Source organism: Rhodococcus sp. IEGM 1406, assembly GCF_030056745.1.
Classification (GTDB): Bacteria; Actinomycetota; Actinomycetes; order Mycobacteriales; family Mycobacteriaceae; genus Rhodococcus_F; species Rhodococcus_F erythropolis.
In genome coordinates this window covers 1,057,916-1,079,368 of sequence record NZ_JASHKO010000001.1, presented here as the reverse complement: position 1 = coordinate 1,079,368, position 21,453 = coordinate 1,057,916, and the positions used below count along the sequence as shown (strand labels likewise).

Genomic DNA, 21,453 nt, shown 5'->3' with positions numbered 1-21,453 from the left:
TCAGTTGTCGAAATTGTGGGCTATCCAGTCGATCGTCTGCATTCCGAACAGATCAGTTCCCCAACCGTATGGATCCGTGAATGCGCGGTCCATACTGCAGTCGGTCGGCTGGTAGCTCACGTCGGTCCCTCCACTCCTGTACGTGTCCGCCAGTTCTCGCGCATCAGCTGCCGGTACAAGTGACATCGGGGAGTCGTCCTTTGCACACGACGTTATCAATACCTTCGACGCCGGAGCAACGTGGCCCAGTACGTTGTCGTCGTACGCGCGCTGGAAACTGAATTCTGTGATCGGATCGATCCCCGGCTCGAAAAGGCTCGCCAGCGGCACGAACGGAAGCGTGAAGTACGCCGGCATCTGGCACTCATCCCGGTACACGTCGGCAATCGCTCGGCCCACGGGATTGAGCTTGTCGTTCAACTTCATCTCGGGGTACCAGGGTTCGAGGCCAAGGAGCGTCGCAAATCCGAAGCCGGCACCGACCGAGGAATCTGTTGTCTCCATGAATGTTCGGGGCTTGATCACCATTCCCTCGAGGACTGTCGAGACGATGTCGAGTTCCGGTGCGTAGGACTGCGCAGATTCTGCGGCGAATGCCGAACCGACTCCACCACCAGCGATTCCGAACAACGCAATCTCCGCATCCGGATTCAGCTCGGAATCCTGCAGCTGAAATGCTGCGCGCACAGCATCCAACTGCGCGTGCCCCGCGAACTTGCCCGCGAAGACGCCGTGAGGATCACGGTCTCCGTTGTTCCCGACGTCGGATATCACTACGGCATAGCCTTTTCCGAACATCAGTGCCAGCGGACCCAACGCCGACCAGGAGGCGCCGTCCAGCGGATCGCCGCCCGTCCAGTGCGAACTCGGATGACAGTAGCCGCCGACGCTGTCGTTGGCCTCCTGGTAGCTGATGACTTTCTTCTCCGATGCCGGTGTTCCGTCGATCGGGATCATCATGATCCCGGTGCTCACTACCGGCGTCGAACCGTCGATTCCTGTTGTGACGTACATGATCTTGTAGGCGTCGAGCTGTCCCGGTTTGTATCCCGTGAACAGTACGTCCACCTTCTTCGACTTCAGGAGGTCACCGGGACGCTCGACGCCGGTCAACACCGGCTCGTCGTAAAACGGATCATCGGCGGTGAGCGCAGTGAAGATCTCCTCTTCCGATGCGAACTCCCCCGACCTGAGCGCACCGACCGTGAACCCGTTGAAAATCTCTCCCAGAGTGGGAGTATCGGTCCGAAACTCCTGGGATACCGGAGCTTGCGCATCGTCTGGAACACCACTGCCTGGGGCCTCGGCTTCAGCAGTCGCAGGCAGAACCAGCGCAACGGTCAGCGCTACCAGCGGGGCAAACCTTCGAAATCTGGCACCCGACATCACTGAACCGTCACTTTCAAACTGGAGAGGGCCGATTCGAGCGTTTGTGGGAGGGTCACCATCGGGCGGTGACTCTCCAATTGAATTTCGTAGGGAACACTCAATGTGGCTACGAGCCGTGGCCAATCTTCTTCGACCATCGCTCGGTACTTCGGCAAGAGCTGTGAGGTGATGTAGTCCCAGCGGTCCTCGTACACCGACCAGTTCCAATCCGGGAGGGGCAGTGTCACTGTCGCGGTGCGTCCGTCCGCCAGTGTCGTCGCGAACTCGAGAGACCGAAACGAGCGAGGCGGTACGACGCCGGCGACCGAAGGTGAACCGGCGACAGTCGATGCGTAAGTGATCGCCTCTCCCACATCACCTTTGTAGGCGCGCACGGTATCCCACTGGTCACGGATGATCATCCCTTGCTCACGTTGGAGCAGTGCTACGTTCCCACGTGCAATCCGATTCGAATCGCCGGAAGCTACATCACGCCAGGCGTCCATGACATCCTGACCGAACATTCCGGCACCCTGCATTTCTTCCAGCGCGGGAAGTCCTTCATCCACGTATGCCTGATGCATCGGCATCAGATCCGAGAAGATGTTCTTCTGCATCACCAGGATCATCCCCAGCACATAATCCAAGTCGTCCGCTGTGACGTTCCTGCCCACCGCGGCGAGTGCGCGCAGCCCTGCCGGCAATTGGTTCAGCGCTTGCACGCCAACCTGATCCATGACCTGAGAAACTATCGAATTGGCAACATATTGCAGATTCGGAAACGAGTACATGTCCGCCATCAGTTCGAAGTCGATCAGTCCTCCGCCGAAGTCCGCACCAACCTGTCCGCCCATGCCCGCCCACTGCAATTCCGGGTGACCGAGTTGCAGATCCTCGTAGAAGCGGTACGACTTCACCAGGTTCGAGCGATTGGCAAGCACTCCGGCGCGCGGATTCCACGATGAGAGATCGATTCCGGCGGCTTCCGTGGCAGCGACCAATCGATACTGAAACAGCAAGGCCGCATAGGATTCCGGACTGCGACCACTGGCGCGGGCTTCTTTCACAAGGGCTTGCAAGGTGCCGAGATCAGTCGGCAACGCGGGATGGACACCGCCCGGACCGTGTTCGGCATTCCGATTCACCAAAGGCAAATTCACGTACTCGTCCAGCTCGGACGCCGACGCTGAAATCTGTACCGAGAGCAACGCGGACATCGCCAGCGCACATGCCGTCGCGGCTGCGAATACGTCGCGCGCCCAACGACGTCGCCGAACACCTGCCCCCAGGTTCATCCGCATATCGATCCCTGTACTCAGGTCGGCATAGCCCCGATCGACGCCGACACCAAACACTTACTTTGCAGTAAGATAACTCGAGCCCCGAATAAGTGCCAATCCACTGCGAACGCTTCAGGCATCTCTACACGTCGTTGCCGTCTGCAGTTGGTTTATCCAGTTCACGGGCGGCCGAAACCTCTCCAGCGGGCGACCAGCCGGTTACCTGATTGCCCGACACCGTCGGAACATGCGCAGCTACGACTGTGCCCCCGGGTCCGGAAACTCGGGGGCACAGTCCAGACGTCGAGTGATTGGCCGCTACCCGAAGTCAGGCATGTTCTGCCCGCTGTCCTTGTAGAACTTCCACGTGCCGTCCTGCGGCGACTCCATGATGCGGTAGACCTCGGTTGCACCGACAATCCACAACTGGCCGTCGTACCAGTGCAGAGTGGAACCCGATTCGACACGGCCACTTGCGAGTTCGTTGCCGTCGGCGTCGACCACTGCAACCTTGTTACCACCCGCAGTCCAGCCGCCGGTGAGGCCGCCACTCTCGACTGTGTCCGTCAGAACCGGCTTCGGATCAGCCGAGGGGGTGGTCTCCGGCGACGTGGTTTCCGGGGTGGTCGGTGCCGGAGTTGTCGTGCTCGGTGCCGTCGTGGTCGTGGCCTCCGTTGTGCTGGTCGGCTCGGTAGACGTTGTCGGATTGGCGGTCTCGCTCGTGGACGGAGCTTGGGTGGTGGTCGTCTCCAACGCATCAGGCTCGTTCGGCACCATCGCTTCGGCCTGCATCCTGCTCAGAGGGTTCGCCCCGTTCGGGGCCGGGGTAGTCGGATCCCAGGTGGAGACGTTCTCCCACGCCTGGTTCTCCAAGCGCCACGGATTGCCTGAACACGTCGTGTCCTGGGCACCATTGTGATAGAAAGCCGACCGCAGAGATCCACTCGAGACCTGACGATTCACCGGGAGAATTGATAGGTCTGTATCACTGACAACTTGAACGACGATGTTGTAGGTTCCCAGTCCACCTGTTCCGTAGTCAAAGTTTCTTGAAGTGTTCGTCTGGTACCACGGTCCACCCTTGACAGAAGTTCCCTGAACGACGGACACCTTGTAGCTGGTTCCTGGCCCCGCCGAAGGCCAAGACATCGTCGCATCCCGAAAGCCAGCCCATCCGTTATTGCTGCACGAAATGTTGCCAACAGGCAGCGGCGTCGGATAGAAGTTGCCCGTCGCCACCTGTGCGCCAGTCGAATTGACCACGTCAGTTGGATTGGCCAGCGTCCCGCTGGCCTGAGCCAGGCCGAACGCCATTGCAGCAGCGCCACCGATTGCGATCAACGACCGCAGCGACTTCATGCGGGTGCTAGCCCGACGCATTTCAATCATTATGAGCCTCCTGAAGCTCCCCGCAGGTTTCGTCAGCATCGACGCGGGCGTCATTTGTAGTGGCGGCGCGGGCATTCTCCAGACGCCGGTCTTTAGTTCGTCCAAATGCGATGACCAGCACCGCGCCTACCAATCCGCCGCCGAGGAAGGTTGCGAGCGGGCTGGAAAGCCAAGCAACGACATAGCCGAGCGCACCGACGCTGATGAACACTCGGTCGGCCTCGGTGATGTTGTAGGGCAGTCGATCAGCCACATTGTTGGCATCGCCCTTGAGCGTGGCGAGCACGGTGTCCGCTCCTGCCGATTCGAGTTCGACTACACGGTGGGTGATGCGCACGCCTTGGTCGTTGTCGACGCTGATCACGTCGCCGACAGCCAGTTCAGTTGCAGGCACGGTCTTCGCCAGCGCCAGCGCACCGGTGGAAATTGCAGGTTCCATCGAACCCGAGCGAAACACCAGCGGTTTGATCCCGAATATCAGGGACGCGAGAGTGGCGATTATGCAGATGAGCCCGGCGACCGCAGCCACATTCAAGGCAATTTCCTTGCCACGACTGCGTCCCACGCTCACCTCCTCATCGGTGCTGTCCATCGCGATGATCACTGCCCGGTTGCGGTGAAGTTGAAGCCCAGATCGGCGATCTTGAACTGCTCCGTCTGACCCGCGGTCGAATCGACGGTCACCTTGATGCACACCTGCTCCGAAACACCGGCAGCGAGTGATCGGCCAGAGACGAGTGTCGGGTTCCCGGAGAACGCTTGCTGCGTCCCGATGATCGGTCCTGAACAGGTACTGCCGTCGTTGGCGCCGGTCTGATGTAGCGAAACCTTGAGCTTCCCGATCAGCGCGGACGAGCCAGTGGCCGTTGCCGATACCGCCCACTGGAAGTTGGCCGTTCCGGTGTTCTGAACCGTCAATGCCCCGGCCTCACTCTGGCCTGGCAGCATGCTGTTGCGCTTGAGTTCGGTGAATTGGTGTGCGGGCCGCTGGTTGTCGACTTTCAGCTGGACCGACGAAGTGCTGAACATGCCGGTGGTCGCAGTAGCGCTATCGGACCACGCCGCCATCGTGCCGACCGCTCCGAGGCCCAGGACCATGCCCAGTGAGAGCACGGCCCGGGTCCGTATCCAACCGGTCTCGCCCAGACGGCTTCGCATCCGCGCCCCGAGACGCGCGTCGCCGCCCGATTTCTGTTCTGTAGACATTCTGCTGTCCTATTTCGATTCGGAGGTTGGTGCCGATGGATCGGCGGGCAATACCGGCGCGCCGAGTTCAGGGCCGGAAAGAGTCGGGTCTGTGCCACTTTCGTCGTCACCGGCCTTGCCCCGCTTGTCGCGGATGCCACTGACGACCATCCACACGGCATATACAGCCAGGCCCGCAGCTACGCCTGTGGTGAGAATCGAACGCGATTGCCCGTTGATCACCGAGTTCACCCGGCCCAGATACGGCACCGAGTAGATGACCCGACCACGGATCTGCTCGGGCACCAGCGACCACGAGTCGGCGACGGGGTTGTTGTCGCCGCGAGTGTGGATGCGACGCTCCCCTTCTCCCGTGTAATAGATGCCTTCGATGCGGTGGGTGACCACCGCTGGATCGCCGGAGACGGGCTGGAACGTGATCACGTCCCCGGTGGTCAGATCCTCGTTGGGGGTCGGCTTGACCACGATGAGCGTGCCAGGGGGCATGGTCGGTTCCATCGAACCGGTGAGAACCGTGTACGCGGTGGAGCCGGTGAGTCGAGGGATAACGACCATCACCGCGAGAATGCCGACCATCAGCAGCAGCAGTACCCACGAGACGATGGTGCGAGTCCACCACCATAGGGTGGTCTTGTCGTCTCCGCCTTGTTCGGGATCATGTTGCCGCTCAGATGTTTCCACGTGTGCGCTGTGCCGGGGTCGATACTCGGCACGTTCGCCTGCACGCCGGCTTCTCGCGGTGACGGTCATGACTGGCTCACTGAGCTTGCGTCGAAAGTGAACGTCGCGTTGGACTGCTGGCTCGCTGCCGCGCCCTGGCCCAGCGTGGCCCGCAGGCACAACACCTGCATCTGCCCGGCCGGAACCAGCTGTTCGGAAAAGGCCGCGCCGTCCATGGCACCGTTGTAGAGCTCAGTGCCCACGTCGCCAGTGGCGGTGCAGGCCGCCTCGTTGGCTACCTTGGCCACGCGCAGGCTCAGCGGCGGTGGGGTCGCGCCGTTGAGTACAACATCGGAAAGCACGTAGTTCATCTGCACGTTGCCGGAGTTGATCACCGGCAGAGGCATCTGAATGCTGTCGCCCGGGCCCTTGTTGTCCAACTTGAACCCATCGAGGTTGAACTGCTTGACCCCTTCACCGCCGGCAGAGATATCGAGCATGCCTGCCTGGATAGTGCCGCCGGTCGATTCTGCGGTATCGCGCCACAGCGCGCCGGTCTGCTGCACCGAGACGAACCCGATGAGCAGAACCGACGACGCTGCGATCGCCCATTTGTACTGGGTCTTCACGTGACCTTCTTTGGCTTAGTTGAGCGTCTGCTCGAGGGTGACCGCGCCGCCGGCGAGGCTGGCGGTCTTCGTCTGACCGGTGTTGTCGCCCGCGGCCCCCGCGTTGAATGTGATGGTGGTCGTGAACGTTGCCGCCTGATCCAGGCCGGCGGTGTATGTAGTCACGGTGCCACTAGCCGGGGCCACGGTCAGCTGATTCAGCGTGACGAGGTCTCCGGTGACCCCCGTGAGCGAAGGCGTCAACTTCGCCTTCAGGTTCGTGCCAACGAGGTCGATGCTGTAGTTCGCGGTGTAGGTGACGACATCACCGGGCACAATCAGGTCGCTCGCGGGATTGAAGGTACTGCCGTTTGCCCACTTCCACACGCCGGCGCCGACCTGCTCGACCGACAGCGAACCGGCGCCAACCGTCTGCGGAGCGCCACCGTTGGTGGACGAGTTCCACGCGGCCATGGTTCCGGCACCGCCGGCGAGCAGAACGGCAGCCGCACCAGCGGCGATGGCACCCTTTGTGGTCTTGTTCATCTGGTATTCCTCCTGTGCAGTTCGCGGCGGGACATCCGACGCGCTTGGTTGAGCCCGGGCCGTGCGGATGTGCACTCCGGTGAAACAGCCCCAGGAAGGGGCATGGGAAATGAAGCCGCCGAATTGAATTCGGTGACCGAGAAGGTTGGCGATGCGCGGAGATGGTCGAGATCGCCCCGCGCATCGCGAGGTCTAAGTGGCCGGTTGGGCCGGAGTGGTTATCCGCCGAGGCTGCCGAACAGGTCGAGACTTCCGAGCGAACCGGTGCTACTTCCGAGCGAACCGCTGCTGCTGCCACCTGGATCGGTGGATTTCGCCGTGACCTTCACCGTCACCGCGGTAGAGGCCGGGCTGGTCCCACCCTCATTTGTCGCAGTGGCGGTGATCGGATGACTGCCGGGCGTGGTGATCGTCAGGTTGCAGCTGAAGTTCCCACTCGTATCCGCGGTGGCGGTGCAGGTGGCGCCGCCTCCGGTGACGGTGACGGTGCTGTTCGGCTCTGCCTTGCCGGAGACCTTGACGGGTGTACCCGCCTCTACTTCGGCGGCGCCCAGAGACAAGTCGGTCGGAGCACTCGGGGCGACCACGGCAGGCTCGCCCTCCACCAGGACCAGACCCCAGCCGGGGTTGATCTCGTATCCCTGCAAAACTTCGCCGGCAGGGATGCCGATCATGAAACCAGCCATCACGTTGGCGTTCTGCGCGAGAGGCGTTTTCACCAGCTCGATCCGCGTCGACGAATTCGCATTCGGTCCAATCACGAACTGCTGGCCGACCTGGCCGTCGAGCTTGCCCCGCACTGTCGCAGTGCCGCCGCCCGAGACGGACCAGCTCTCACTGAAAAGAGTGAGCGTGGCAGGAAGGTCGCAGACATTACGAACGTTGAAGGCCAACTGCGTGCCCTCGTCACCGGGGATCGGGATGTAGTCGGTTCCACTGGGATCGAAGGCCGCCGGCTTCACCCAGGGTCCACCGTTCTGGGACATCTCCAGGCACTGGTCCGTGATGTCGTCGCCCGGGGCGGCCGCGGCGGTGCCGGGCGCAAGCAGCGCGCCGGAGGTCGCGAGGAGCAATGCAGCCGGCAGCGCCGCCAACACAGCAGTGGCGCGCCGGGGGAGACGGGATTCGCGTCCGTCCCCGACCGGGAAAAATCGAGGCATGTGAAGACTCATTTCGTCTGTCCCGTTGCCGGGCATTGGGGTGATAAGACGACAGATCCAGGTACATCCGCCATCGGTGCCGAACATGTTGCAGAAGGCTTGCGAGCCGAACCGTGACGCTGTGCATGCCCTCGCTCATACATAGCTACTGTTCCGCTTCGGATCAATTTTTATCACACGTATCAGCTTTTGTGGCGGTTTTACTGGTCAAACGTTCAGGAGGAATTCGAACACTCCATGCGGATGAATTATGCGCGCTGACCAGTACTGTTAGAAACAGTTAGCTGCGCTTCGTAACTTGTTCCCGAAAAACCCTTTGGCGCCGAAGGGGCGATTCGTTCCGCTCGTTACGAGAACACGTTCTACATACTCTTGGTATGTCCGAGGATATTCACGAACGAACTCGTCGAGAACAGCGACCCTCGAGCAAACAGAAGGATCGAACCGTTTCGAGCACGTGCTGCATTTCGTTCACGAACGCCACAGACACGGACATCATCGATCGCCGCGCCTCGCCGGATCAGGCGGCCATGACAAACCCTCGCACGCCCCGAAACCAGCACTCCACCAATAACTTTGTCCGACCATCGAATAGCGACTGCCCCTGGTGCGTCCAAAGCTGTGGGCCGGGAAGCGAATTCGCTACCCGGCCCACGTGCGTCTACAGGTGCGAAGCCGGTAAGGAGTTGACTACCGGCACCCAATCCCAAGGTAAAGCTACGAGCACCTACACCTCGAAGATGGTCTCACCGCCGACAACCGTGCGCAGGACCGACAGTTCGTTCAATTCCTGAGAAGCGCTCCGCAACGGATCTCCGTCGAGCACAACAAAATCCGCCAAAAGTCCCACCGCTATCCGACCTTTGTCCGATGACTCACCGGTGAGACGGGCGGCAGCGCTTGTGTAACCGGCCAACGCATCGGACGCGGAAACCCGTTGCTCTGCACCCAGAACATGACCTTCTCGCGTCACACGGTGTACGGCTGTGTTCATCGTGAAGAGCGGGTTCACGGGAGTGACAGGGCAGTCGCAATGCAGCGCGTAGGCAAGCCCGGCCGCCACGACCGAAGCCACGGGGCTGATCCGCTCGCCGCGACCCGGCCCCAAGAACCGATCACGGTGCCGGTCGCCCCAGTAGTAGACGTGGTTCACGAAGATCGACGCCACCACCCCGAGTTCGACCATCCGCACGATCTGATCTTCCCGCAACGTCTGAACGTGCTCGAGTCGATGCGAAACTTCGACGTCCGGGTGTGCCGTCCGTGCCGCTGCAATTGCGTCCAGTGCAAAATCGATAGCTTGATCACCGTTGGTATGAATCGCAACCTGCCGGCCGGCAGCGTGATGTTCCGCGACGAGCACCCCGAGTGCACCTGCCGGGATTGCCATTCCGCCGCAGTGGCATCCGCCCAGATCGTGGTACGGCTCGGTCAGGGCAGCGGTGTGCAACTGAATCGACCCGTCCGAAATGAGTTTGACGCCGCCCACACGAACTCGGTCTGTCGAATCGGCGAGTTCACCCAATTGATCGTGCACCCCGTGGCCGAGGTAGAGGCGCGCACGCAGACGCAGTTCACCATCAGCGTCCAGTTGTCGGTACGCCTCGTACATCTCGGCTGTGACGTACATGTCGTGAAAACTTGTCACGCCCACCGAAGCCATGACTTCCTGCGCCCGCAGCATCGCGATCTTGGACGCATCCGGGTTCATATCCGGAACAAGTCCGTGCACCAGAGACATTGCCGGAACCTCGCACAGTTCACCGGTGGGTACACCGTCACTGTCCCGAACGATGACACCACCCTCCGGATCGACCGTGGTGGCATCGATCCCGGCCTTCTCCAGTGCGACCGAGTTGACATAGATCCCGTGAGCAGACAAGTGCCGCACCAGAATCGGATGCTCGGTGGATGCCTTGTCCAGATCAACTGCGGTCAGACCTCGATCTTCCGCCACGAGGCTGTCGTCGAAGCCCCACGCTTCTATGGGCTCGCCAACTGGTGTGATCGCGGCCCGCGCGGCCAACGCCGTGATCAACTGCTCGATGGTCGGGCACGCACTCGTCGTTGCGTCGACCCCACTGAGCATCAAACCCCACATCATCGGATGAAGGTGCGTCTCGATGAACCCCGGAACAACCACCGCTCCGGCGAGATCGACAACGGAGGTTTCGGAATCGGTCAGCGCCGAGATCTCGGCATCAGTTCCGAGGGCGACGAATCTGCCGTCCTTGACTGCCACAGCGGTCGCGTTATCGCTGACAGCACCGTCCATGGTCCTGATCTCGCCGTTGATGTAGATGTGGTCAGCCACCGGTGTCATACGCTTGTCTCCATTCGTTTTCCGACTACAGTCGTCGAGGACTTCTTCGCAGGTATCCGCGTCGCCACAACCACTCCGGCCAAAATCATTCCGGCACCTGCAAGTTGGACGAGAGTTGGGGTCTGCGCAAGCATCACCGCGCCGAACAGCAGTGCCGACGCCGATTGCAACACCAGGCTGGCGGCGACTGCACTGGCAGGCAGACGCTGACTGGCGCTTGCCACCAGGAGCCACCCGATCACCTGAGATACCAACGCGAGCAGGACAAGCCAGCCTTGAGCTACGAGCGAAGGCGTCAGATCCAAAGTTCCACTCACGAGGCCGTATGCACCTGCAGTGAGGGCAGTGGCTCCCGTCGAGACGAACATCGGCAGAGCCGTTCTACCCGCCGCCCGAGTAGCCAGACCCATCAGGAAGATGTAGACCGCGTAGGCGCCTGCGGCGATCACGGCAAACGACACTCCGACAGCAGGATTCGCCCCGGTGAGCGTTGTGCTCGTCCCGGCTACCAGAGCAACTCCGACGAAGAGCAACGGAAGGCTGGCGACCAGTTCCCGGCCGATCCGTTGGCGCAGAACAACGTAGCCGAGGATTGCGACGAACAGCACTTGCAAATTCAGGATCACCGTCGAAAGACCTGCCCCGATCGAATGAATCGACTCGTGCCAGAGCACAAGATCGATTCCGAGGAACGCGCCGGCAAGCAATGACTTCACAATCCAGGGCGCCGAGATCGAAGACCGGGATGACCGATGACGCTGAACGAGCACGAGTATGCCGAGGGGGATGAGCGCATAGAGACACCGAAAGAAGGCACCCGTCGACGGAGACACTCCTGAGAGTTCATAGAGAACCGAGGTCAACCCGAGGATGCATGCACCGGTGACGACTACGCGCAGGTCACGACGGCGTAGTTGATCGCCGGACGGCACGCGTGGCGATACTTCATCACTCATGGTGATAATATATCACCGACGCAAAGCCTGTCATACAGGGAAGATGCGTGCATGAGAACTCCGGTTACCCGTGAACGCGTGATCGCTGCCGCAGCCGACCTGGTCGACAGCAAAGGCGCCGACGCTCTGGTACTGAGTCAACTCGCCGAGACCCTCGACGTCCGGCAGTCAGCCCTGTACAAACACGTCGACGGGGTCGACGACGTCCACCATCAACTCAGCCTCCTCGCACGCAACCTTCTCGCCGAACAACTGCGTGCCGCCGCGGTTGGTCTCTCGCGCGACGACGCCGTCATGGCGCTCGCAGACGCATGGCGTGCCTTCGTCCGGGTGCACCCCGGGCTCTACGCCATCACCGACCGCTACCCCACTGCTCCGCATCCCGATCTGGTCTCCGCCGTCGGCGAGGTGGTAGACGTCATCAACAAGGTGATCGCGGGATACGGTCTGAGCCCGGATGATTCGGAGCAGGCGGCGTGGTCTCTTCGTAGCGCGCTGCACGGTTTCTGCATCCTCGAATCGGTAGAGGGTCAACCGGCCGGCACCGACCCGGATCGGGTGTACCGAAGACTGGTCGAACTTCTCTGCGCCGGTATTGCTCGTATGTAAATACCGGCTCCTGTTATCGTCGGATGAAACGACACAGACCAAAAAGGATCAGACATGGTTGGTGAACTCGACATCTCCGGATAAAACCGGGCATGACGGCCACCGGCAGACGCCTCGGAGCGCTGCCGTAGTGGCCATGTTGTCGTTCACTTACCCGACTTTTTGCGGAGCAGCGTTGCCGCGCCCGCACGACACCTGAGGTCTATTCATGTCCGATACCTACATCGTTTGCTCGAATCTGTCTTTTGCCTGGCCGGACGACACTCCGGTCTTCGACGAATTGTCCTTCACCGTGCCCGGTGGCCGAACCGGGCTGGTTGCCCAGAACGGCGTCGGGAAAAGCACTCTGCTCAGATTGATCGCCGGTCAACTCCGCCCACGCGCCGGCAGTGTGTCCGTCGACGGCATTCTCGGATACCTTCCGCAGGACCTGCCACTGACGGGCGATCTGACCGTTGCCGAGGTCTTGGGCATCGCCCCGACGCTCGCTGCGTTGGACGCCGTCGAATCCGGGGACACACGAGAAGAACACTTCACGACAATCGGGTCCGACTGGGATATCGAGGAACGAACGCGTGCCCAACTCGGTCGACTCGGTTTGGCCGACATGACGTTCGATCGTCGCCTCGACACTCTGAGCGGCGGGCAGGTCGTCTCGCTCGGACTGGCAGCTCAACTCCTGCGACGCCCCGATGTCCTTCTCCTCGACGAACCCACCAACAACCTCGACCTGGACGCGCGCCGCAGGCTTTACGACGTTCTCGACGACTGGAATGGTTGTCTGTTGGTAGTCAGTCACGATCGAGGACTACTCGACCGCATGGACCGCATCGCCGAACTTCACAGCGGCGAGATCAGCTTCTACGGTGGCAATTTCACCGACTACGAAGCCGCGGCACGCTCTGCTCGCGAAGTGGCGGAGAAGAACATCCGCAACGCCGAGCAGGACGTCAAACGCGAGAAGCGCGAACTGCAGCAGGCCCGAGAACGCGCTTCACGACGCGCAAGTAACGCTGCCCGCAATCTCGGGAACGCGGGCTTGCCCAAGATCTTTGCGGGGACCATGAAGCGCAATGCTCAGGAGTCGGCCGGCAAGGCGAACGAGACACACCTCGCCCGGGTCGACGCGGCAAAGGACCGACTCGACAGAGCGGGCCGCGCTCTTCGAGACGACCAGACGATTTCGCTCGAACTGCCAGGCACTCACGTACCCGCCGGACGCATGGTGTTCCTTGGTGAGCGAATGCAATTCGCGTTCGGCGATCGTGAGATCTTCGCCGACCCCGGCATTGACCTGGCCATTCGAGGACCGGAGCGTATCGCGTTGACCGGGCCGAACGGCGTCGGAAAGTCGACGCTACTTCGCATCGTCAACGGGGATGTTGCGCCGACTTCCGGTGAGGTCAAACGAGCCGACGGTCGGGTGGCATATCTGTCGCAGAGGCTCGACCTACTCGACCCCGCACGCACCGTCGCCGAGAACTTTGCATTGTCGGCTCCAGGCCTTCCGGCCCCGGAACGCATGAACATCCTGGCGCGCTTTCTCTTTCGGGGTGCGGGTGCTCACCTACCCGTCGCTGCGCTCTCGGGCGGTGAACGATTGCGGGCTACGTTGGCGTGCGTTCTCTTCGCCGATCCGGCTCCGCAACTTCTGCTTCTCGACGAGCCGACCAACAACCTCGACTTGGTGAGCGTCGCGCAACTCGAAAGCGCTCTGAACGCGTACCAGGGGGCGTTCGTGGTGGTCAGCCACGACGAGAGATTCCTGGCCGAAGTGAAGGTCGAACGCTGGCTGAGGCTCTCGGACGGCCGTTTGACCGAGGTCGCCGCACCGGAGGCAGCGGGCTGATCCGAGTAGTGAACAGACGAAAGGCCTTCACACACGATGTGTGTGAAGGCCTTTCGTCTGCGCGGCCGGTCAGGGAGTTCTGGTAAAGACCGGGTCGTCGAACGATCGCCGTTGTGTCACCCAGTCCGTGGGCAAGACGTTCTCGATCACGTCTTCGCGAGATTCGTCGAACACGACGATGCGATCGGCGATTCGCCACTCACCACGGCGCCTTTCGAACCTGTCGACGTAACGGCACTTGATCGTGGCAAGCGTCTGCACCGAATCCGTACCGGAACGCTCCTGACGGAGGAAACACAAGCAGTACGACTCGCACTGAGCGACATCGCCGTTGACGTCGATCAGTACGTTGGAGATGCAGTGAATCGACGAGTCGATCGTCTTGTGCCTGAGCTTCATGTCTTCGATGAGCCCGTCGACAGTTCCGATGTAACCACCGTGGTTGTCTATCGCGTCGTCGAAGTAGCAGAGAGCTACGCTGTCGAAATCTTTCCGATCGACGGCCCGAGCGTAGCGATACAGAACTTCGGTGATTTCTTGCTTGTCAGCGAGGGACACAGCCCGTCTCCTGTTCTCCCGAGGTGATCAATCAACCTGCAGTTCAACGCCCTTGGTCTCCTTGATGAAGAAGACCGTGACGAGGGTGATCACGGCACAGAACACGAAGTATCCGGCCGGGGCGAGAGAGTTACCGGTCAAGCTGATGAGATAGGTGGCGATGAAGGGCGCGGTGCCACCGAGGAACATGTTGGTGACGTTGTTACCCAAGGCCAGACCGCTGTACCGAACAGATGCTTTCAGCATTTCGACATAGGTCACGTACGAAGCACCGTTGACAACGGAAACGCAGATGAAGAGCACCGACTGACCGACAACCGCCTGCCAGATACCAGAACCGGCCATCATCATGAACATCGGGATTCCGAGAACCACTGCGGCGGCACTACCGGCGAACAGCACCGGCCGACGCCCGTACTTGTCTGCCATGTATCCCGAGATCGGCAACGTGATGACGCCGAGAACCAGCGCAAGAGAAGTGGAAAGGAAGGCAACGCGCGACGAGTGACCGCCGGTGGTCTGCAGGTACGTTGCGGCATACACCGAGGCGATGTAGTAGCCACCGGTGATGAGTGCGCCCAGCAGGATGATCTTGACGACGCTGCCACCGGAGGTGCTGAGCAGCTCACGGATGGGAAGCTTCTTGGTCTCACCCTTGTCCTGCAGTTCCTCGAACTGAGGAGTGTCTTCCATCTGGCTACGGATCCAGATACCGATGCCACCGATCAGCAGGCTGAGCAGGAACGGGATACGCCAAGCCCATTCGAGGATCTGCTCTTGCGAGAATACCGACGTCAGGCCGAGGGCCATGAGCGAAGCAGCCAGCGAACCCAGGTAGGTGCCGGTATTGACCATCGAGGTCTGCGTCGCACGCCACCGCTTGGGAGCGGACTCGGAGACAAACGCGTTGGCACCGCCGAGTTCACCGCCGGCCGCGAAGCCCTGCAGGCAACGAGCCAGAACGAGGATGGACGTGGCCCACACACCCAACGTGGCGTACGTCGGCAGCAAGCCCATTCCGGCTGTCGCCAGAACCATCAGAAGGATGGTCCAGGAGAGAGCATTCTTGCGGCCGTACTTGTCGCCGATGTGGCCGAAGAAGATTCCGCCGGGCACGCGTAGAAAGAAGGCCACGGCAAATGCTGCAAAGGTACCGAGCAGTGCTGCGTTCGGGTCGTGGGAAACGAAGAACAGCGCGGCGATTGTCGTGGCCATGTATCCGTAGATACCGAAGTCGTAGTACTCGACGACGGTACCGACGATGGCCGCGCGAATTACCTTCGTCGTCGACTGTCGTTCGGTTGCCACGCTGCTGCCCTCGGTGGATTCGGCTCTCGCCATGGTCTCATTCTCTGACATGTTGTTCCCTGCCTGGATTGGATACTGACTGGATTCGGTGCCGCGCAGACGTCGGACGTCAGGAGTGCGCGATGGAATGGACCGGTGCGCGCTCAGCGCTGGTCCTGGTGTAATTCGCCGCATTACGTCCCGCTACGCGGCCCATGGTCAAAGCGTTGGCAACTGCATTGCCGCCGCCCACGTATCTCAGTCCGAGGATTCCGGCGCCGGCCTCACCGGCCGCGTACAGACCCTCGATAGGTACTCCGGTGCTGCCGAGCACGGCCGCATCGGTGTTGATTTCCATTCCCGCATGCGTGCATACGAGCTCTGCCGGAAGGATTTTCGCGGCATAGAACGGTGCTGTCGCAATAGGATCCGGGTTGCCGACGGCACCCTTGTTTCGCAGCGTGCGATGACGGAGGAAGTCGTCGTCGTGACCGCTGGGCAATTGCTCGTTCCACCGACGCAGGGTTTGCGTCAATGTCGCAACCGGAACACCCGTAGCCACTGCGAGGTCTTCGATCGTATCCGCGCGAATCGTGCCACCGGCGGCAACTTCTTCCTCGATGCGTTCGGGATTCCAATCCGCATATCCCGGAGCCAGATTCACGCGAGCGTTCTCGTCGAAGATCATCCAACCGTATCCACCCTGATGGTCGATGATGCCGGTCGAGACGGCGTACGAGCTGTCCTCGTCCATGAATCGACGGCCGTCCTGGTTGACGTAGATCCGCGACTTCGGCGGAAAACCGGCCTGCCAGTGATGGAATCGCTGGAAGTAGACCGTGGGCAGCATCAGACCCCAGCCGTCGCCCGCCACGGAAGCACCGAGGTCCTCGGCAAAACGAAGATGGTCTCCGCGACTCCCCTCGGCTGCGACGACGAACAAGGCGTCTCCGGCCTTGTTCGCGTCCGGGAAGTGGCGCGCCACCAAGCCCGGATCTTGCGCGAATCCACCGGAAGCAACAACGACGGCGCCCGCACGTACCTCGATGTCGTCGGCGACAACACCGACAACCCGACCGTCTTCCTCGATCAGCTTCTGCACCCGTGTTCCGAAGATGACCTCGATCCCGTGCTTACGACGAGCCTTGTCCAGCACCTGAATCAGTCCGTATCCCTGATCCTTGGGCACATGGCCGCGCCAGACGTCCTCGACGCCGGCCTGGGCGAGTCCCGGTTGGTGAGCGTTACCCGAGATTGCCGCCGGAATTTCGACGCCAAGTCCGATGAGCCATTCCAGTGTCGGACCGGCGTTTTCGCAGAACGCACGAATCAGCCCGGGTGAGAGCATCCACTGGTTGAGGTCCATGTAGTGCTGGAAGAACTTCTCCGCCGAGTCGTCGACGCCGAGGCCGGCCTGCACGCTTGTTCCGGCGGCCGTGAAGATTCCGGCCGACAGCGCAGTGGATCCACCGAGTTCGGTTTCGGACTCGAACAGCAGAACGGATGCGCCTTCTTCAGCTGCGGACACCGCAGCGGCGAGGCCTGCTCCGCCGCCGCCGATGACAACGACGTCCCAGTGCTCGGTCATGAAAGTTCTCCAGTCTCCGCGATGATGCGGTGGTAAAGACCGTTCGACACCAACCCGCCGTCGACAGTGAGTTCCGTACCGGTGGTGTAGGTCGAACTGTTCGAGAGCAGGAACAGCACTGCTTCGGTGATCTCGTCGAGAGTTCCCATGCGCCCAAAGGGAACCGACTTCAGCGATGCGGCGACGAAGTCGTTTGCGCCGCCGAGCAGCGCTGTGCCGACCAGTCCCGGGTGCACAGAGTTGACGCGAATCCCCCACTGCGCGAAATTGCCTGCGGCCGACTTCGACAGACCGGTCAGCCCCCACTTGCTCGACGAGTAAGCCGGAGAAAAGTATCCGATCTGACCGGCAATGGACGAGATGTTGACGATCGATCCACCGCCACTCTCACGCATCAGCGGTGCCACCGCCTTCATACCGTAGAACGGGCCGAAGAGGTTGATCTTCATGGTCAGTTCCCAGATGTCGTTCGGGGTGTCCATGAATTCGAGCCGCCGCGAGATGCCGGCATTGTTGACCAGTCCGCCGAGTTCTCCACGAGTAGTGCGAATTTCGTCGACGACCCGGACCCAAGCTTCGGCATCGGTGACGTCGAGGAGATGAGCCGAAGCTGATCCACCGGCCGAGACGATGTCGTCGACCACGCCGGATGAATCGGAAACATCGGCAATGCAGACGTGCGAACCACGGGCCGCGAGGGTCCGTGCGTGGTGCGCTCCCATCCCGGCAGCACCGCCGGTGACGAGAACGACGCCGGGGTATGTCATGGACTCAGACATGCCGCGAACCACCGTCGACCGCAATGCTGTGCCCGGTGACGTAACGCGCGCTGTCCGAGAGCAGGAACAGCAGCGGTCCGAAGACCTCTTCGGGCGAGCCCAGACGATGCAGCGGCACCGCGTCGAGTGCGTTCGCGAGTGCGATCGGATCTTCCTGGACCCACTTCGTCATCGCCGTGTCGATGTAGCCGGGCGCGATGGAGTTCACCCGAATACCCTTGTCGCCGAACTCCACTGCGAGAGACTCCGTGAGGTGCGCGACGGCGGCTTTCGACGTGCAGTATGCGCCTCTCCCCTTCCGCACCCGCAGTGCAGATACCGAGGACATGTTGACGATGGCGCCGCCGGGACCGAGGTGGCGCGCCGCCGCCTGAGCGCCGTAGAGCACTCCTTCGACGTTGACACTCAGCGTTGCGCCGATCTGCTCCGGGGTGATCTCCTCGGCCAGCGCGAACGGGAAGATACCCGCATTGTTGATCCAGAAATCGACCCGGCCGAACTCCTTCAACGCCAACTGGGCAAGCAGTTCGTGCTCGTCCGGTTTGGTGACGTCGACCCGAGCTCCGACGACGCGACCCGGCTTGTCCGCCAGTGCATTCGATTCCAGGTCCGTGTTGATTCGTGCGGCCGTGGCGAGCATCTGCTCTTCGTTGATGTCAGCGCCGACGACGTGTACGCCGCGTGTTGCCAGTCCTTCGGCGAACGTCGCACCCATACCCTGGGCCGCGCCGGTCACCACTGCGACCTTGCCTGCCAACTCCGGGTACACCGCCGACATCTGCGTCACAACGGTACGGCCCGGGTTCGTCTGGTCAGAGCTTTCGGTCATGATGTACTTCTCCTACTGAATATTGTTGTGCAAGAAACTTTTCGGTACTTCAGCCTTGTTCGGACACTCGAGGTGCGTCGTCTCGGGAGACGGTGCGGCGGGCGATCTTCCATTCCTCACCGACCTGAACCATGCGATCAGCAACAGTCGTCATCCGCACCAGTCGCGACTCGCCGCCGCGCGCTGTGGCAACGATCTGCAGGTACCCGTTCACTGCGAGGGCACTGTCGCCCACCGCTTCGACGACGACGTTCGTCACAACATGCCGATGCACCTCGTCGACGGCTTCCGCCGCAGCGTAGAAGCGAGCAGCGAACGCTGCAAGGTCGTCGAAACCGACCACGGGTTCCGGATAACTGGGGGAATGAAATTCACCGTTGTCGGTGAATGTCTGCGCCCAATCCTGGTGGCGCCCAGAGTCTATGCAATGACTCTGATGGCCGTACAGCTGGTGGATTGCGACAACGTCCTCCGTTGCCACGACGCGGTAGTTGCTCATGAAGGTTCTCTCCGAACACGCTGCGCTGCATCTGCCCGAAGGTTGTGCAGCTCCGTAAAGTGTGCGATAATCGCACACACTGTGCGATATGCTCAAAGCGTAGGTGGCATACCTCACAAACGTCAAGAAAGGGATTTGATGTCAGAGCTGAGCGAGGAACACCGACCGCGCAAAAGTGCAGTTCAAGTGGACTCCAGCATGTCGAAAACGCTGCACCACGGACTCGAGATCTTGGAACTCCTGACGTCCTATCCGCATGGCCTTTCGGTCACCGACATCGCCGACGGAGTGGGAGTCCACCGAACCGTCGCCCATCGGTTGATTCGAACACTCGAGGCACATCACCTGTGTCGCAAGGACTCCTTCAAGCGAGTCACTCTCGGCGCCGGCCTGGTCACCCTCGCCGAACCGGTGGAACAGGATTTGCGCACTCTCGCACGCCCGATACTTCAAGAACTCGCCGAGGCCACCGAGGCGACCGCGCACCTGGTGGTCCGCGAGAGCGCCACCGAAGTGCGCGCGCTGATGGTGGTCGAGCCGCGCAGCGCCAAGGTTCACGTCGCGTTTCATCCAGGGCAGGTCGATCCGATCGACCGCGGCTCCGCCGGGCTTTCCATCCTTGCTTCACTCCCGCCGACGAGCGGGGAACGAGAGGAAGTTGCGGCCGCACGCGCACGCGGCTACGCAGTGACCGTCGGCGAAGTCATCCCGTCCGTCCTGGGAATCTCGGCAGTGATCCCCGGCCGACGCCGCGACGCCATCTCCAGCCTCGGAATTTCCGTCTTCGACTCCGAGGACCAAGCAGCGCTGGGCGCCGAGGTCATGGCAGCTGCAAAGACCCTAGGCAGCATGTTGCGCTGATTCAGACAACAGGCTGATCCGAACACCAGTCGAGCCCCGGGAATACCCGGGGCTCGACTTTGTTGACTCCTGATGAGATAGTTGAACAATCAACTACCTGACATCAGCTTCACGGATACAAGGAGTACGACATGCCTGCTGTGACAGTCGAGAACATCTTGGCCCTGCCCCGCCTCGACGAGCCGGCAGAGTCAGCAGTCGACCGCCCCGTCAAGAGCATCACCACCGCACCGGTCGGATACGAAGGTGAAGGCTTTCCCGTTCACCGCGCCTTCGCGGGCATCGACCTCTCCGCTCTCGATCCCTTCATCCACATGGACCAGATGGGTGAAGTCAACTACGCACCCGGAGAGCCCAAGGGCACTCCGTGGCACCCGCACCGCGGCTTCGAAACCGTCACGTACATGATCGACGGCATCATGGAGCACCAGGACTCCAACGGCGGCGGCGGTGTGATCGGCGGCGGCGACACCCAGTGGATGACCGCCGGCGGCGGCATCCTCCACATCGAAACTCCGCCGGAGCACCTCGTCGTCAGCGGCGGCCTGTTCCACGGCGTCCAACTGTGGGTCAACCTGCCCCGCGACAACAAGATGGCAGCGCCGCGGTACCAGGACATCACCGGCAACAAGGTGGCCCTGCTTTCCTCGTCGGACGGCGGAGCCCTGGTACGCGTCATCGCCGGAGACATCGCCGGCCACGCCGGACCCGGATCGACCTACACGCCCATCGCGCTCTCCCACACCACTGTCGCCCCGGGTGCGAGCCTGACTCTTCCCTGGAACCCCGAGTTCAACGCCATCGTCTACGTGCTCGCCGGCGAAGGAACGGTCGGAGCCGAGCGTCGACCCATTCGAACCGGGCAGACGGCTGTCTTCGGACGCGGTGACTCCATCACCGTCGCCGCTTCCGATCGCCAGGATTCACGGACCGAATCCCTCGAGGTCTTCATCCTCGGCGGCAAGCCGATCCGCGAGCCGATCGCCATGGCCGGACCGTTCGTCATGAACACCAAGTCCGAGGTCATGCAGGCTTTCGAGGACTTCCAGGCCGGACGCCTAGGATCCATCCCGGCAGCACACGAGAAGCTGAGCTGAC

The 21,453-nt window shown here is 61.5% G+C and carries 21 protein-coding genes; 4 read left to right on the top strand and 17 right to left on the bottom strand.

Annotated features, from left to right (window positions below):
- The 11 genes from QM596_RS05195 to QM596_RS05145 form a co-directional block, all read right to left on the bottom strand.
- Nucleotides 1-1,386 carry a lipase family protein gene (locus tag QM596_RS05195; RefSeq protein WP_502943367.1) on the bottom strand — a complete coding sequence of 462 codons (1,386 nt, stop codon included), beginning with the start codon at nucleotides 1,384-1,386 and terminating at the stop codon, nucleotides 1-3.
- On the bottom strand, nucleotides 1,386-2,669 hold the full coding sequence (locus tag QM596_RS05190) for a hypothetical protein (RefSeq protein ID WP_283308314.1): 1,284 nt from the start codon (nucleotides 2,667-2,669) through the stop codon (nucleotides 1,386-1,388). The genes QM596_RS05195 and QM596_RS05190 overlap by 1 nt, the downstream gene beginning before the upstream one ends.
- 297 nt (nucleotides 2,670-2,966) lie before the next feature.
- The gene (locus QM596_RS05185) at nucleotides 2,967-4,028 is read right to left on the bottom strand and encodes a hypothetical protein (RefSeq protein ID WP_283308313.1); all 1,062 of its coding nucleotides are present in this window, start codon (nucleotides 4,026-4,028) and stop codon (nucleotides 2,967-2,969) included.
- Between the two features lies 1 nt (nucleotide 4,029).
- Complete coding sequence (locus QM596_RS05180) at nucleotides 4,030-4,629, bottom strand: signal peptidase I (protein ID WP_283308312.1); 600 nt, start codon at nucleotides 4,627-4,629, stop codon at nucleotides 4,030-4,032.
- 8 nt (nucleotides 4,630-4,637) lie between these two features.
- Nucleotides 4,638-5,243: a SipW-dependent-type signal peptide-containing protein gene (locus QM596_RS05175; RefSeq protein WP_021332053.1), complete on the bottom strand. Its 606-nt coding sequence runs from the start codon at nucleotides 5,241-5,243 to the stop codon at nucleotides 4,638-4,640.
- Nucleotides 5,244-5,252: 9 nt separating this feature from the next.
- Complete coding sequence (locus QM596_RS05170; protein ID WP_223304718.1) at nucleotides 5,253-5,924, bottom strand: signal peptidase I; 672 nt, start codon at nucleotides 5,922-5,924, stop codon at nucleotides 5,253-5,255.
- 65 nt (nucleotides 5,925-5,989) lie between these two features.
- The gene (locus QM596_RS05165; protein ID WP_019745195.1) at nucleotides 5,990-6,532 is read right to left on the bottom strand and encodes a hypothetical protein; all 543 of its coding nucleotides are present in this window, start codon (nucleotides 6,530-6,532) and stop codon (nucleotides 5,990-5,992) included.
- A 15-nt stretch (nucleotides 6,533-6,547) separates the two neighbouring features.
- Nucleotides 6,548-7,057, bottom strand: a complete 510-nt coding sequence (locus tag QM596_RS05160; protein ID WP_019745196.1) for an alternate-type signal peptide domain-containing protein — start codon at nucleotides 7,055-7,057, stop codon at nucleotides 6,548-6,550.
- 218 nt (nucleotides 7,058-7,275) lie between these two features.
- Nucleotides 7,276-8,217: an Ig-like domain-containing protein gene (locus tag QM596_RS05155; protein ID WP_283308310.1), complete on the bottom strand. Its 942-nt coding sequence runs from the start codon at nucleotides 8,215-8,217 to the stop codon at nucleotides 7,276-7,278.
- A 727-nt stretch (nucleotides 8,218-8,944) separates the two neighbouring features.
- Nucleotides 8,945-10,540: an amidohydrolase gene (locus QM596_RS05150; RefSeq protein ID WP_283308309.1), complete on the bottom strand. Its 1,596-nt coding sequence runs from the start codon at nucleotides 10,538-10,540 to the stop codon at nucleotides 8,945-8,947.
- On the bottom strand, nucleotides 10,537-11,496 hold the full coding sequence (locus tag QM596_RS05145) for a DMT family transporter (RefSeq protein WP_133727056.1): 960 nt from the start codon (nucleotides 11,494-11,496) through the stop codon (nucleotides 10,537-10,539). The genes QM596_RS05150 and QM596_RS05145 overlap by 4 nt, the downstream gene beginning before the upstream one ends.
- 51 nt (nucleotides 11,497-11,547) lie before the next feature.
- On the opposite strand from QM596_RS05145, the gene QM596_RS05140 reads away from it, so the two are divergent.
- On the top strand, nucleotides 11,548-12,105 hold the full coding sequence (locus QM596_RS05140) for a TetR/AcrR family transcriptional regulator (RefSeq protein WP_003940110.1): 558 nt from the start codon (nucleotides 11,548-11,550) through the stop codon (nucleotides 12,103-12,105).
- Nucleotides 12,106-12,313: 208 nt separating this feature from the next.
- Nucleotides 12,314-13,954: an ABC-F family ATP-binding cassette domain-containing protein gene (locus QM596_RS05135; protein ID WP_283308308.1), complete on the top strand. Its 1,641-nt coding sequence runs from the start codon at nucleotides 12,314-12,316 to the stop codon at nucleotides 13,952-13,954.
- 69 nt (nucleotides 13,955-14,023) lie between these two features.
- Here QM596_RS05135 and QM596_RS05130 read toward each other — a convergent pair whose 3' ends face one another.
- From QM596_RS05130 to QM596_RS05105, 6 genes are all read right to left on the bottom strand, one after another.
- On the bottom strand, nucleotides 14,024-14,512 hold the full coding sequence (locus tag QM596_RS05130; protein WP_283308307.1) for a nuclear transport factor 2 family protein: 489 nt from the start codon (nucleotides 14,510-14,512) through the stop codon (nucleotides 14,024-14,026).
- A 27-nt stretch (nucleotides 14,513-14,539) separates the two neighbouring features.
- Nucleotides 14,540-15,853, bottom strand: coding sequence for an MFS transporter (locus tag QM596_RS05125; RefSeq protein ID WP_007731424.1), 1,314 nt, complete (start codon nucleotides 15,851-15,853; stop codon nucleotides 14,540-14,542).
- 76 nt (nucleotides 15,854-15,929) lie between these two features.
- Nucleotides 15,930-17,387 carry an FAD-dependent oxidoreductase gene (locus QM596_RS05120; protein WP_080909574.1) on the bottom strand — a complete coding sequence of 486 codons (1,458 nt, stop codon included), beginning with the start codon at nucleotides 17,385-17,387 and terminating at the stop codon, nucleotides 15,930-15,932.
- A complete protein-coding gene (locus tag QM596_RS05115) occupies nucleotides 17,384-18,166 on the bottom strand; it encodes an SDR family NAD(P)-dependent oxidoreductase (protein ID WP_124567757.1) in 783 nt (260 codons plus the stop codon). Before QM596_RS05115 ends, QM596_RS05120 begins: the two co-directional genes overlap by 4 nt.
- Nucleotides 18,159-18,995: an SDR family NAD(P)-dependent oxidoreductase gene (locus QM596_RS05110; protein ID WP_007731420.1), complete on the bottom strand. Its 837-nt coding sequence runs from the start codon at nucleotides 18,993-18,995 to the stop codon at nucleotides 18,159-18,161. Before QM596_RS05110 ends, QM596_RS05115 begins: the two co-directional genes overlap by 8 nt.
- 49 nt (nucleotides 18,996-19,044) lie before the next feature.
- Nucleotides 19,045-19,494 carry a nuclear transport factor 2 family protein gene (locus tag QM596_RS05105; protein ID WP_124567758.1) on the bottom strand — a complete coding sequence of 150 codons (450 nt, stop codon included), beginning with the start codon at nucleotides 19,492-19,494 and terminating at the stop codon, nucleotides 19,045-19,047.
- Between the two features lie 138 nt (nucleotides 19,495-19,632).
- Here QM596_RS05105 and QM596_RS05100 point away from each other — a divergent pair, with 138 nt between their 5' ends.
- Together QM596_RS05100 and QM596_RS05095 are read left to right on the top strand one after the other, a co-directional pair.
- Nucleotides 19,633-20,355, top strand: a complete 723-nt coding sequence (locus QM596_RS05100) for an IclR family transcriptional regulator (RefSeq protein WP_095968577.1) — start codon at nucleotides 19,633-19,635, stop codon at nucleotides 20,353-20,355.
- Between the two features lie 131 nt (nucleotides 20,356-20,486).
- On the top strand, nucleotides 20,487-21,452 hold the full coding sequence (locus QM596_RS05095; protein ID WP_095968576.1) for a pirin family protein: 966 nt from the start codon (nucleotides 20,487-20,489) through the stop codon (nucleotides 21,450-21,452).
- Nucleotide 21,453: the final 1 nt, after the last annotated feature.